Origin of the sequence: Herbiconiux solani NBRC 106740 (assembly GCF_001571005.1) — a bacterium.
Classification (GTDB): domain Bacteria; phylum Actinomycetota; class Actinomycetes; order Actinomycetales; family Microbacteriaceae; genus Herbiconiux; species Herbiconiux solani.
Genome location: NZ_BCST01000007.1, coordinates 92488 through 104855, shown reverse-complemented (window position 1 = coordinate 104855; position 12368 = coordinate 92488). Strand labels below are relative to the sequence as shown.

Annotated in this window: 9 protein-coding genes; 3 read left to right on the top strand and 6 right to left on the bottom strand. The window is 71.5% G+C overall.

The window, feature by feature from the left end; all coding sequences use genetic code 11:
- Window positions 1-27: 27 nt before the first annotated feature.
- The 4 genes from HSO01S_RS13900 to HSO01S_RS19640 all read right to left on the bottom strand — a co-directional run bounded on the left by HSO01S_RS13900 (window position 28) and on the right by HSO01S_RS19640 (window position 3466).
- On the bottom strand, window positions 28-843 hold the full coding sequence (locus tag HSO01S_RS13900; protein WP_066042539.1) for an ABC transporter permease: 816 nt from the start codon (window positions 841-843) through the stop codon (window positions 28-30).
- The gene (locus HSO01S_RS13895; protein WP_066042537.1) at window positions 840-1862 is read right to left on the bottom strand and encodes an ATP-binding cassette domain-containing protein; all 1023 of its coding nucleotides are present in this window, start codon (window positions 1860-1862) and stop codon (window positions 840-842) included. Before HSO01S_RS13895 ends, HSO01S_RS13900 begins: the two co-directional genes overlap by 4 nt.
- Before the next feature lie 146 nt (window positions 1863-2008).
- Window positions 2009-3184 (bottom strand): RtcB family protein, encoded by a 1176-nt coding sequence (locus HSO01S_RS13890; protein WP_066042534.1) that lies wholly within the window; start codon window positions 3182-3184, stop codon window positions 2009-2011.
- A gap of 153 nt (window positions 3185-3337) precedes the next feature.
- Window positions 3338-3466, bottom strand: coding sequence for a hypothetical protein (locus HSO01S_RS19640; protein ID WP_281177826.1), 129 nt, complete (start codon window positions 3464-3466; stop codon window positions 3338-3340).
- 181 nt (window positions 3467-3647) lie between these two features.
- Here HSO01S_RS19640 and HSO01S_RS13885 point away from each other — a divergent pair, with 181 nt between their 5' ends.
- The gene (locus tag HSO01S_RS13885) at window positions 3648-4742 is read left to right on the top strand and encodes a sulfurtransferase (protein ID WP_157079091.1); all 1095 of its coding nucleotides are present in this window, start codon (window positions 3648-3650) and stop codon (window positions 4740-4742) included.
- Between the two features lie 128 nt (window positions 4743-4870).
- Here HSO01S_RS13885 and HSO01S_RS13880 read toward each other — a convergent pair whose 3' ends face one another.
- Both HSO01S_RS13880 and HSO01S_RS13875 read right to left on the bottom strand, forming a co-directional pair.
- Window positions 4871-7165, bottom strand: coding sequence for a thioredoxin domain-containing protein (locus HSO01S_RS13880; protein WP_066042529.1), 2295 nt, complete (start codon window positions 7163-7165; stop codon window positions 4871-4873).
- On the bottom strand, window positions 7162-7896 hold the full coding sequence (locus HSO01S_RS13875; protein WP_169799990.1) for a DUF1684 domain-containing protein: 735 nt from the start codon (window positions 7894-7896) through the stop codon (window positions 7162-7164). The genes HSO01S_RS13880 and HSO01S_RS13875 overlap by 4 nt, the downstream gene beginning before the upstream one ends.
- A 272-nt stretch (window positions 7897-8168) precedes the next feature.
- Between HSO01S_RS13875 and HSO01S_RS13870 the strand changes: the two genes are divergently transcribed.
- Both HSO01S_RS13870 and HSO01S_RS13865 read left to right on the top strand, forming a co-directional pair.
- Entirely contained in the window at window positions 8169-10652 is a 2484-nt protein-coding gene (locus HSO01S_RS13870; protein ID WP_084361685.1) for a glycosyltransferase family 2 protein, read from the top strand.
- Window positions 10649-12352 carry a carbohydrate-binding protein gene (locus HSO01S_RS13865; protein WP_066042522.1) on the top strand — a complete coding sequence of 568 codons (1704 nt, stop codon included), beginning with the start codon at window positions 10649-10651 and terminating at the stop codon, window positions 12350-12352. Before HSO01S_RS13870 ends, HSO01S_RS13865 begins: the two co-directional genes overlap by 4 nt.
- The last annotated feature ends 16 nt before the right edge of the window (window positions 12353-12368 follow it).

Below are 12368 nucleotides of genomic sequence, written 5' to 3'. Positions count from 1 at the left end.
CGCCCGCTCCCGGACGTGACTTCCGGGTCACGCCTTCTTCATGTACGCCCGCACGGTCAGCGGTGCGAAGATCGCGACGATCACCGCGGCGCCGAGCAGCGAGATCCACGCGTCGCCCGTCCACGTTCCGGAGTTCGCGAGGTCGCGCACCGCCGTCACCAGGTGCGAGACCGGGTTGATGTTGACGAACCACTGCAGGAAGACCGGCAGCGTGTCGACCGGCACGAAGGCGTTCGAGAGGAAGGTGAGCGGGAAGAGCACCAGGAACGAGATGCCCTGCACGCTGGCCGCGCTGCGGGCGATGACGCCGAAGAACGCGAAGATCCAGCTGATCGCCCAGGACGAGACGATCACGAGCAGCCCCGCCAGGATGACGAAGCCGATCCCGCCCTCGGGACGGTAGCCGAGCACGAACCCCATCACGAAGGTCAGGGTCGTGGCGATGGCGTACCGCACCGTGTCGGCCAGGAGCGCACCGGCCAGCGGCGCGATCCGGGCGATCGGCAGCGACTTGAAGCGGTCGAACACCCCCTTGTCCATGTCCTCCCGCAGCTGCACACCGGTGACCACCGAGGTGGTCACGACGGTCTGCACGAGGATGCCGGGGATCAGCAACGGCAGGTAGTTCGCCACGCTTCCGGCGATCGCACCGCCGAAGATGTAGGTGAACATCAGAGTGAAGATGATCGGCTGCACGGTGACGTCGATCAGCTGCTCGGGCGTACGGCGCACCTTGAGAAGCCCGCGCCAGGCCATGCTGAGCGAGTTCTGCACGGTCTGGCCGATGCTGACGTGATTCTTCAGGGTGCGCGAGACACCCGGGGCGATGGTGAGCTGGGTCATCGTGCTCCCTCCAGTTCGAGTTCGGCGCCGGGGCCGGCGGGGTCTCCGGATGCGGCGTCCGCCGCGGTGGTGTCGTGCCCGGTGAGGGCGAGGAAGACCTCGTCGAGCGTGGGCTGCTGCACCGCGATCTCCGCCACGGCGATGCCGTCGGTGCGGAGGCGGATCAGCAGGTCGGTGACGCTGTCCGGGTCGCTCATGGGAGCCGTGATCCGGCCCGCCTCGGGCGAGAGGACGGCGTCGACGTGCAGCACGTCGAGGATCGCCTGCCGGGCACGCTCGAGGCTCGCGGGGTCGGCGAGCCGGAGCAGCAGGGAGGCCGAGCCGACCGAGCCCTTGAGCTCGTCGGCCGTGCCCTCGGCCACGACGATGCCGCGGTCGATCACCGCGATCCGGTCGGCCAGCTGGTCGGCCTCGTCGAGGTACTGGGTGGTCAGCAGCACCGTGGATCCGGTCGCGACCAGGCGGCGGATGGTGTCCCACATCTGCGCCCGCGTCCGCGGGTCGAGCCCGGTGGTGGGCTCGTCGAGGAAGATCAGCGGCGGTTGTGAGATGAGGCTCGCCGCCAGGTCGAGGCGCCGGCGCATGCCGCCGGAGAAGTTCTTCAGCGGGCGCTTCGCGGCCTCGCTGAGCCCGAACTCCTCGAGCAACTCGCTCGACCGGCGCCGCGCATCCGCTCGGCTGAGGCCGTTCAGGCGCGAGAAGAGCACGAGGTTCTCGGTCGCGCTCAGCGTCTCGTCGACCGAGGCGTACTGGCCGGTGACGCCGATCAGCTGGCGCACGATCTGCGGTTCGCGCCGCACGTCGTGGCCGAAGATCGTGGCCTCGCCGCCGTCCGGCTTCAGCAGGGTGGCGAGCATGCGGATTGTGGTGGTCTTGCCGGCGCCGTTCGGGCCGAGCACGCCGTACACCGTTCCGGTGCGCACGCTCAGGTCGACGCCGTCGACCGCCCGGTTGTCGCCGAAGACCTTGACGAGGCCGTGGGCCTCGACGGCCCAGTCGGTGGATCGTGATTCAGGCATCCGATCTCCTTTCGATCGAGGGGGATGTCGTGGAACCCCTGGGGTTCTCGACCAGTGTGCGAGGGCGCGCTTGCGCGGGGCTTACACGGCGCTGACGCGGGTGTCCACCCGTGTCAGCGCCGTGCATCCTCGATCTCGGACCGGCGTCAGTTGCCCTTGACGTTCACCAGCTGCCGCAGGGTGTGACGGATGCGCACGAGGTCGCGCGCATCCTCCATCACCCGGTCGATCGGCTTGTAGGCCTGCGGGATCTCGTCGATGAAGGCGTCGGTGTCACGGAACTCGATGCCCGTCATCGCCTCGCGCAGCTGGTCGTGCGTGAAGGTCTTGCGAGCCTTGGACCGCGAGTACTCGCGGCCCGCACCGTGCGGCGAGGAGTTGAGCGCGAGCGGGTTGCCCGCGCCTTCGACCACGTAGCTCGCGGTGCCCATCGACCCCGGGATGAGGCCGGGGGCGCCGTCGGTCGCGATGATCGCGCCCTTCCGGGAGACCCAGACCTCCTTGCCGAAGTGCCGCTCCTTCTCGGTGAAGTTGTGGTGGCAGTTGATCCGCTCCTGCTCGATCACCGGCACGCCCATCCACTCGCTCGTCTGGCGGACGACCCGGTCCATCATCTCCTCGCGGTTGAGCAACGCGTAGTGCTGTGCCCACCGCAGCTCGGCGATGTACCGGTCGAATTCGTCCGTGCCCTCGACCAGGTAGGCGAGGTCGCGGTCGGGCAGCTCGATCCACCAGCGCGTCATCAGCTTCTGCGCGACCTCGATGTGGTGGCCGGCGATGCGGTTGCCCACACCCCGGCTACCCGAGTGCAGGAACAGCCAGACCGCGCCGGTCTCGTCGGCCGACACCTCGATGAAGTGGTTGCCGGAGCCCAGGGTGCCGAGCTGCTCGCGCCACCGCTTGGCGTACAGTGCCGGGTCGAAGCCCGACTCGGCGGCCCGCGCCTCGAGGTCGGCGATCCTCGGCGCCGCGGTCTCGACGACGCGACGGTTCACGCCGCCCGCCGAGAGCGGGACGGCGCGCTCGATCTGCTCGCGCAGCTCGGTCAGGCCCTTCTCGTTCGCGGTCAGGTCGTCGCGGGTGAACTGCGTCTTCACCGCGATCATGCCGCAGCCGATGTCGACTCCCACGGCAGCCGGGATGATCGCCCCCAGGGTGGGGATGACCGAGCCGACGGTCGCACCGAGGCCGAGGTGCGCATCCGGCATCAGGGCCAGATGCGGGTACACGAACGGCATCGTGGAGGTGGTGACGGCCTGCGCGCGGGCGTTCTCGTCGAGAATGCTCGCCCAACTGAACAGGCGGTCGGTGATCTTCTCCATGGTCCTTTCTCTCTTCTTGATTCGTTCTTCACGGTGCCCGTTCGGACCGGGGCCGCTCGCGCCGCGTGGGCTGGAACGACGGAAGCATGAAAAAAGCCCCGGACCTGGACGCGGTGCGGGGCGGGAGAGCTGCCCCTTCTCAGGGGCGGCGGATCAGGCCGGATGCACCACGACGGTGTACTCGAGATCGCGATTGCCCGCGAGTGCGCGGACGGGTGCGAGGGCGAGCTGTCGCTGGATGCGCTGCTGCAGCGGGTGCTGCTTCTGCGTCGTGATCGACATGGCTCGTCCTTTCTCGTGCGTGGTCTGGGGTTGTGCCGCGTGGGGTTGTGCCTCTGGGGCTTGGTCACGTTAGCGGCGCCTCGGGTCGGCACGCAAGAGTCACCGTCGTGACCGTTATGTTCACGTTACTTTCTGTTGCGATTGCCAGCCCGGACGATCGGTTCGTGGTTAGCGTGGAGCCGTGACCAGGAACAGTGCTCTCCGGGTGTCGCCGTATCTCGCCTCACCCCTCGTCTCGCCGCAGTGGCTGGCCGACCATCTCGGGTCGGACGGCCTCGTCGTCGTCGACGCGACGGTGCGGGGCGGGGCGGGGCCGGGCGGGTCGAGCGCGGGCGGTTCGGGTGCCGGCGGTTCCGGCGTCGGCGGTTCCGGTTTGGCCGGTGTCGTGTCGATCGGGCGCGGGCCGGTGTGGCTGAGCGGGCGGGACGCGCACCTGACGGGCGACCGCATCCCGGGGGCTCTCTTCGCCGATCTGCTCGACGGCTTCTCGAACCCGGACGGCGCGCACGTGTTCAGCCGGCCGGACGCCGAGCGCTTTCAGGCGTCGGTGCGGGCACTCGGGATCGACGCCGAGTCGACCGTGATCGTCTACGACGGCGCTGCCGGGCAGTGGGCCGCGCGGCTGTGGTGGCTGTTCCGGTCGTTCGGGCACGAGCGCGTCGCGGTGCTCGACGGCGGCCTCGGCGCCTGGCGCGACGAGGAACGGCCGGTCGAGAGCGGGCCGCTGAGAGCTTCGGTGGAACCGGTCCTCGCTGCCGCGACGTCCTCCGTCGGCGATGACCTGTCGGACGAGGACGAGGGCGACGAGTTCGCCCCCTTCGTCGCCGTGGAGCAGCCGGGGTACTGGGTCGACAAGGCCCACGTGCAGTCCGTCGTGACGGGATCGCGGAGCGCTCTGCTGCTGTGCGCGCTGTCGGGATCCGACTTCCGCGGCGAGACGGGGTTGCAGGCGCGTCCCGGCCACATCCCCGGGAGTCTGAACGTGCCCGCCACGGGGTTGTTCGACCGCGACCGCGCGCGCTGGCTGAAGCCGGCGGCGCTCCGGGAGCGGTTCGGACGGGTGCTCGACGCTCTCGCCCCGCCCGTCGGCAGTCGCCGTGCGGCGGCTCCCGCCGAGTCTCCGCGCGTCATCACGTACTGCAACCAGGGCATCGCGGCTTCGGCGACGGCGTTCGCGCTCGCCGTGATCGGCGAGACCGACGTCGCGGTCTACGACGGCTCGCTCGAGGAGTGGAGCGCCGATCTGCACGCTCCGCTGGTGACCTCGGCGGCCTGACGCGCAGGGTCCGATCCGAACGGAATGAGATTCCGGGGGTCTGAGTGCACTATGCACTCGAACCCCCTGTTTCTCATTCCGTTGGGAAAGAGGCTGGTGGGAAAGAGCCCGTTCGGACGGCGCAGCGGTCAGTCGGCGAGGCCGGAGGCCTTCGTCGTGGGCAGCCGGCAGACGAAGTCGAGGCATTGGTAGGCGGTGGGGGCGCCGTCGCGCGTGACGCGGCCCGCGAACAGCTCGAAGCCGGACTCGGCGAGCATCTGCGCCTGTTCCTCCGTGGCGATCGCGACGACCGCCCCCGTCGCCATGCGCACCGCCGCGCGGAGGCCGTCGGCTCCCATCCGCTCGTCCTCGGGCCCCTGCGCGGCAGAGGCGCCGTCACTCGCGGGGGCGGGCGCGAGGAGGTCGGCGGCCGGGTCCGGCTCGATCAGCACGAGCTGGGCGCTCGGCCGGGAGAGGCGGGTGAGGAGCTCGAGGGTGGCTCCGAAGGCGATCGGCTGCGAGACGGCGAGGGGCACGAGCGGCGCCAGCGCGCGGCGGGCCGCGTCGCGGTAGCGCTGCTCCGCGGTGAGCGCGTGCAGCAGCAGCGCGCCTGCCGCGCACGCGCTGGTGCCCGAGGGGTACGCCCCCTCCGAGGGATCGAGCTCGGCGGCGAGCCCGCGGCTCCGGAGCACCGGGTCGCCGCCGCCCGGCGTGCGGAAGACCGGCTCCTCGTCGACGGCACCCGACCCGTCCGAGCCCTCGGGGGCCTCGGCGCGATGCACCTCGGCGCCCGCCGCGGTCACCCCCGCGAGCTCGCCGTGGTTCAGGTCGATGCCGTCGGCGCTCCAGAGTTCGGCGTCGAGATGCCGCTCGGCGCCGTCGGCGCTCACCTCGACGTGACCCTCCACGTGGCCACCGGCCCGGCGGCCCGACTCGTCGTCCGGCAACACCGAGTCGACGAGCATCCGCCCCGCCATCGCGTACCGCGACGAGCCCGTGACCGCGGCAAGGCGCAGCACGCCCTCGGCGAGCATCCCGAAGTCTTCGAGCGTCGCCACGGCCGGTGACGCGACCCCGTCGACGGAGGCGCGCACGAGCCGGCGGTGAGAGCCCGAGAGGGAGCCGGAAGCCGGCTCCGGCAGGAGGTGCGTCGTCAGGAGGTAGTCGGCGGCGTGCTGGGCGGCCATCGCCCAGTCGTCGCGGTCGAAGACGAGGGAGGCGTGGGCGAGGGCGCCGATGGCCAGGCCGTTCCAGCCCGTGAGCACCTTCTCGTCGAGGGCGGGCGGGGTCTGCCGAGCGCGCTCGTCGGCGTCGAGGGCGTAGTAACCGCCCTCGACGCGGCGGCCGTCGACCGTGCTCTCGGAGTCCTGCGCCGAGGCGAAGCCGCCCGAGGGCAGTTGCATCACGTCGAGCAGGAAGCCCGCGATGCCCTCCGCCGCCTCGCGCGCCCAGAGCGCCGAGGGGTCGGCCGCCCAGACCGTGCTGTAGGCGTCCAGGAGGAGCGCGTTGTCGTAGAGCATGCGCTCGTAGTGCGGGTCGGTCCAGTCCCGCCGGGTCGCGTAGCGGAAGAAGCCGCCCTCGACGGGGTCGCGGAGGTCGGACGCCGCCATGGCCCGCAGGGTACGGGTCGCGAGCCTGAAGGCGCTCGCCGCGTCGCCGCCGCCCGACGGCGTGCCGTCGCCGGCGCCTGCGTCCGCGGCGCCGAGACCGGCACCCGCGCCGACAGCGACCCCGGCACCGGCACCCGCACCCGCACCGCTCGTGCCGTACTCGAGCAGGAAGCGAAGGACGGGCGCGACCGGGAACTTCGGAGCCCCGCCGAACCCGCCGAACTGCGCATCCTCGTACTGGCCGAGCTCGGCGACGACGCCCGCCACCTGCTCGGCCGAGATGCCGACAGAACCGGCACCCGGGCCGCCGGCGTCACCGCCACCCGCGCCGCGCCGCGCCTCGGCGAGCGCCGACGCGATCCGCTCCGACACCTCGACGACCTCGTCGTGCCGCGTCGTCCACGCCTCGGTCACCGCATCCAGCACCTGCCCGAACGACGGATGCCCCTCGATCGGCACCGGAGGCGAGTACGTGCCGCCGAAGAACACCTTGCCGTCGGGCGTCGTGAACACGTTGAGCGGCCAGCCCAGGTTCTGCGTGAAGGCCCCGGCCGCGGCGAGGTACGCCGAGTCGACCTCGGGATGCTCCTCCCGGTCGACCTTGACCGCCACGAACCCCTCGTTCAGCCGGGCCGCGAGCACCGGGTCGCTGAAGCTCTCGCGCGCCATCACGTGGCACCAGTGGCAGGTCGAGTAGCCGATCGAGACGAGCACGGGCACGTTGCGGGCCTTCGCCTCGGCGAACGCCTCCTCGCCCCAGGGGTGCCAGTCGACGGGGTTCTCGGCGTGCGAACGCAGGTAGGGGCTGATCGCCGTGGCCAGTCGGTTGGTCATGCTGCTTCCTTTCGGACGACCGTCTTCTCCCCCGCCCGGACCGGCACCGTCAGCCGGTTCTGCAGCGGCGGCAGCGGGCAGACGTAGAAGTCGGAGAAGGCGCAGGGCGGGAGGTAGGAGCGGTTGAGATCGACGTCGATCTCGCCGGCCCCGCCGTCGGCCCGCAGCGTGAGGAAGCGGAAGCGGTAGGTCTCGTCGCCGCTCGTCGTGTCCGAGAACACCACCTCGAGCCGGGTGAGCGGGCCTGTGACCACGAGCTCGGCCTCGACGCCGTCGATCTCGACCGTCACCGTTCCGGCGAGCGCCTCGCTCTCGACGTAGCCGTCGATCTCGGTCAGGTCGATCCGGGCGGCGTCCTCGGCGGGACGGAAGCGGCCCTTGAGCACCAGCGCCGGGTCGGGCGGATACGCGTCGATGTCGGCGACGGCGGCCCGCGAGGGCGCGTCCGGGTCGAGCACCCGCAGGGCCACGTCGTCGTCGCGACGGAAGTTGCGCAACACCCGGCCGCCCACGAGCAGCTCGCCGCCCTCGTCGATCGTGCAGTCCTCCCCGACGATCGCGGCGCCGTCGAGGTACCAGCTGCCCGGGACGCCCTCGATGGTCTGGGGTTCGGGCGAGAGCCAGTGCGTGCCGACCAGCGAGGCGAGGCCGTGCGGGGCGGTGACCAGACGCATCCGCGCCCGGTGCCAGGCGTTCCACGACTCCTCGAATTCCTGCCGACTCTCGCTCACGAAGCCGAGCCTACGCCGCCCGCGCGCCCGCCCGCCTGTCGCGGCACCCGCCTGGGCCGGCGGCATCCACACACCATCGCCGAGCTCAAGTTTCTGCTCAGCTTTTGATCAAGACGCCGTTCTCGACAGGCGTCGCGCACTAGCGTTCAGATGCCGGTGTGGGCCGCATCACCCGTGCGATCCCCCGGCGCCCACCCGAAGACGGCCGGCCCCGCGCGAGAACCCCACCCCTCTCGCGGGGTCGACCGCCGTGCTCCGACAACCGAGGGACTATGTCGAGATCGACGAGACCGCCGTCAACCAGGCGGCGGCAATGGGGATCCGAGCGCACTCGCACTCCCCTCCCCACCGTGCACCTCCGCCCGAGCGACGCGAAGATCGTGCGGGGGCGGGTGGCCATCATCGTCACCGTCACCGCCTGGGTGCTCTACCTGGTGACTACGATCGCCCGCCAGATCTTCGAGTACGGCAACCAGGACTTCCGTCTCTCGATGGAGGCGATCTTCTACCTCGTGGTCGTGACCTTCCTCACCTTCTCGGCGCTGATGTACCTGGTCGCGCGGCAGGGTGCGCTCCGCCGGTTCCGCGACCACGTGCGGGTGCCGCGCGCCGAGCTCGACCACCACTTCGCCTCGCCGCACCCCGACGGGATGACGGTGCTCGTGCCCTCGTACGCCGAGGAGCCCTCCGTCATCCGCAAGACCCTCTGGTCGGCCGCGCTGCAGGAGTACCCGGCCCTCCGCGTCGTGCTCCTCCTCGACGACCCGCCGAAGCCGAGCGACCCCTTCGTCGCCGCACGCCTCGAGACCACTAGGGCGATCACCGACGACATCGCCCGCGCGCTCGAAGAGCCCGCGGCGCGGTTCGCGGATGCCCTGCTCACCTTCGAGCACGAGCTGCTGCTGACCGGGCGGGTCTCCCTCGACGCCGTCGAGATCCTCGCCGGCGAGTACGAGGAGGCCGTGCGCTGGCTCCGCGCCATGGCCGCGGACGAGCCGCACGAGGACCACGTCGACACCTTCTTCATCGACCAGGTGCTCGGCGGTCTCGCCGACGACCTCGAGCTCACCGCCCTCGCCCTCGACGCCGCCCTGCGGGCCGAGACCGCCGAGCCCGGTTTGCACGCCGAGCCCGGTGAGCCCGGCGACCCCCGTACCCCCGAATCCCCCCTCAGCGGCGACCGGATGCTCGAACTCCATCGCCGCCTGGTCTGGATCTTCGGCGTCGAGACCGCGACCTTCGAACGCAAGGCCTACGCCTCGCTCTCGCACGAGGCCAACAAGGCGATGAACCTCAACGCCTACATCGGCCTGATGGGCGGCCGCTTCCGCGAGGAGCGCATCCCCGAGGGCGTCGTGCTCCGCCCGGTCGCCGGCGCCCAGCCCGCCGACCTCGTGGTGCCGAACGCCGAGTACCTCCTCACGCTCGACGCCGACTCGCTGCTGCTGCGCGACTACTGCCTGCGCCTGGTCTACCTGCTCGAGCAGCCCGACAACGCGCGGGTCGCCGTGACGCAGACCCCGTACTCCTCATTCCGCGGCGCCCCGACGCGCATCGAGCGGCTCGCGGGGGCGAGCACCGATCTGCAGCACATCCTGCACCAGGGCCTCACCGAGTACGACGCCACCTTCTGGGTGGGTGCGAACGCGGTGATCAGGATGGAGGCGCTCGACGACATCCTCGAGATCGAGACCTCCGGCGGCTTCGAGGTGCGCCGCTACGTGCAGGACCGCACCGTGATCGAGGACACCGAGTCGAGCATCGACCTCGGCGAGCACGGCTGGACCCTGGTCAACTACCCCGAGCGCCTGAGCTACAGCGCGACCCCGCCCGACTTCGGCTCGCTCGTCGTGCAGCGGCGGCGCTGGGCGAACGGCGGGCTGCTCATCCTGCCGAAGTTCTTCCGGCAGATGAAGGCGCGGAAGCGCGCCGGCGTGCCGGTGCGGCTGACCGAGGTCATGCTGCGGGTCAACTACATGGCCTCGATCGCCTGGGCGAGCTTCGGCCTGGTGTTCCTGCTCGCCTACCCCTACGACAGCCGGCTGCTGAGCCCGCTCGTGTTGCTTGCCGCGCTGCCCTACTTCATCGCGCAGGCCAGCGACCTCAAGGCCTGCGGCTACAAGTACAGCGACATCCTTCGCATCTACGGGTTCAACCTGATCCTGCTGCCGGTGAACCTCGCCGGGGTGCTCAAGTCGATCGAGCAGTCGCTGACCGGCAAGAAGATCCCGTTCGCCCGCACGCCCAAGGTGCGCAACCGCACCGCCACCCAGCTGCTCTATGTCGTCGCGCCCTACGGCATCGTCGCGTTCTCGGTGCTCACCGCCTGGCGCAACGTGCTCGACCAGAACTGGGGCAACGCGGCCTTCGCGGCGTTCAACGCCTTCACCGCCTCCTGGGCCATCCTCGGCAACATCGGCGTCGTCAACTCGCTCGCCGACATCTGGCTCGGGCTCACCGACTGGATGTGGGTCGACAAGAAGCGCCGCGACGACGACCACGACCAGAGCACCGGCGGCGAGTTCGACTGGCAGACCGCGCTCTATCACGGGCACGCCCCGGCCGGAGCCCAGAGCGGCTCACGGGCCGTGACGCGCCGGAACGCGCGGCCGGCGCGACCCGCCGCATCCGCACTCGGCGCATCCGCATCCACCGCCGTCGCATCCATCGCAGCGGCCACGGTCACCCCCGCCGCCGGCACCGAGCGGCCCGAGACCGGCCCCCGCCACGCAGAGAACGAGAAGCACCCCGCATGAGCACCCTCCCCCAGCCCGCCGGCCCGCACGCCGGCAAACGCCTGTCGTTCTGGCGGGTGCTGCTCGGCCTCGTCGCCGTGGCCGCCGTGGCCGCGGTCGCGGTGTTCGGCTTCCGCCTCTTCGTCGTCGACCAGGCCCGGGCCGGGGGCACCTCACCCTGGTTCGCCGGGTACGTGGATGCGACGCTCACCCCTCAGTACGCCTTCGAGACCCCCGAGACGCGCGCGCAGGGCGACGTCGTGCTCTCGTTCGTCGTGGCGGCCTCGCCGACCGACTGCACGCCGAGCTGGGGCGCGGCCTACTCGCTCGACGCGGCCGCCGAGGATCTCGACATGGACCGCCGGATCGCCCGCCTCCGCCAGCTCGGCGGCGACGTCGTGGTGTCGTTCGGCGGAGCGGTCAACGCCGAGCTCGCCACCGCCTGCTCGAGCGTGGACGACCTCACCGCGGCCTACCGCGCCGTCGTCGACCGCTACTCGCTCTCGACGATCGACCTCGACGTCGAGGCCGACGACCTGACCGACTCGGTGGCCGGCGAGCGCCGCGCGACCGCGATCGCTGCTCTCCAGACCGAGCGCAAGGCGGCCGGTCACGACCTCGCGGTCTGGCTCACCCTGCCGACCATGCCCACCGGTCTCACCCCCGACGGCAGCCACCTCGTCGACCAGATGCTCGCCGCGGGCGTCGACCTCGCCGGCGTCAACGTGATGACCATGGACTACGGCATCGATCTCGGCGACGAGACGATGGGCGATGCCGCGGTCGACGCCCTCAACTCTGTGCACGGCCAGCTCGCGCACGCCTACTCGGTGGCCGGCGACGACCTCACCGACGCGACCCTCTGGTCGAAGCTCGGCGCCACCCCGCTGATCGGGCAGAACGACGTGCCCGGCGAGGTCTTCACCCTCGACGACGCGCACCGGCTGAACGAGTTCGCCCAGCAGGTGCAGCTCGGCCGTCTCTCGGCCTGGTCGCTCAACCGCGACCGCTCGTGCGGCCCGAACTACCTCGACACGACCACCGTCTCGAACCTCTGCAGCGGGGTCGACCAAGGCGACGAGACCTTCGCCGAGGTGCTCGCCACCGGGCTCTCCGCGGGCGGGGTGGCCGGCACGCCGACCGCGACCGGGCCGGGGCAGCCGGCATCGTCGTCGTCGTCCGGCATCCGGCCGACCCCCACGGTGACCGGTGGCGGGAAAGCGACCGCCGGTCCCGGCCACGAGGGCGAGCCCCCGGCCGACGACCCCGCGACCAGCCCGTACCCGATCTGGTCGCCCGGCACCGTGTACCTCTCCGGCTCCAAGGTCGTCTGGCACGGCACGGTCTACTCGGCCAAGTGGTGGACCCGCGGCGACCGCCCCGACGACCCGGTCGCGGATGCGGCCGACACCGCGTGGACCCTGATCGGCCCCGTGCTCCCGGGCGAGACCCCGTACACGCCGCCCACCCTGCCGGCCGGCACCTACCCGGACTGGGCGGGCACGAGCGTCTACCAGGCCGGCGACCGAGTGCTGTTCCAGGGCGTGCCGTTCGAGGCGAAGTGGTGGACGCAGGGCGACAGCCCGGCCGCCACCGAGCGCGACTCCGACGGATCGCCGTGGGTCGCGCTGACGGCGGCCCAGGTCGCCGCCGTCGTCACGGGCACCGATGCGCCCGCCGCCGACTCGACCCCGGCGCCCGCGCCCTCCTCGGCCGGCTGACGCGCGGGTACGATGG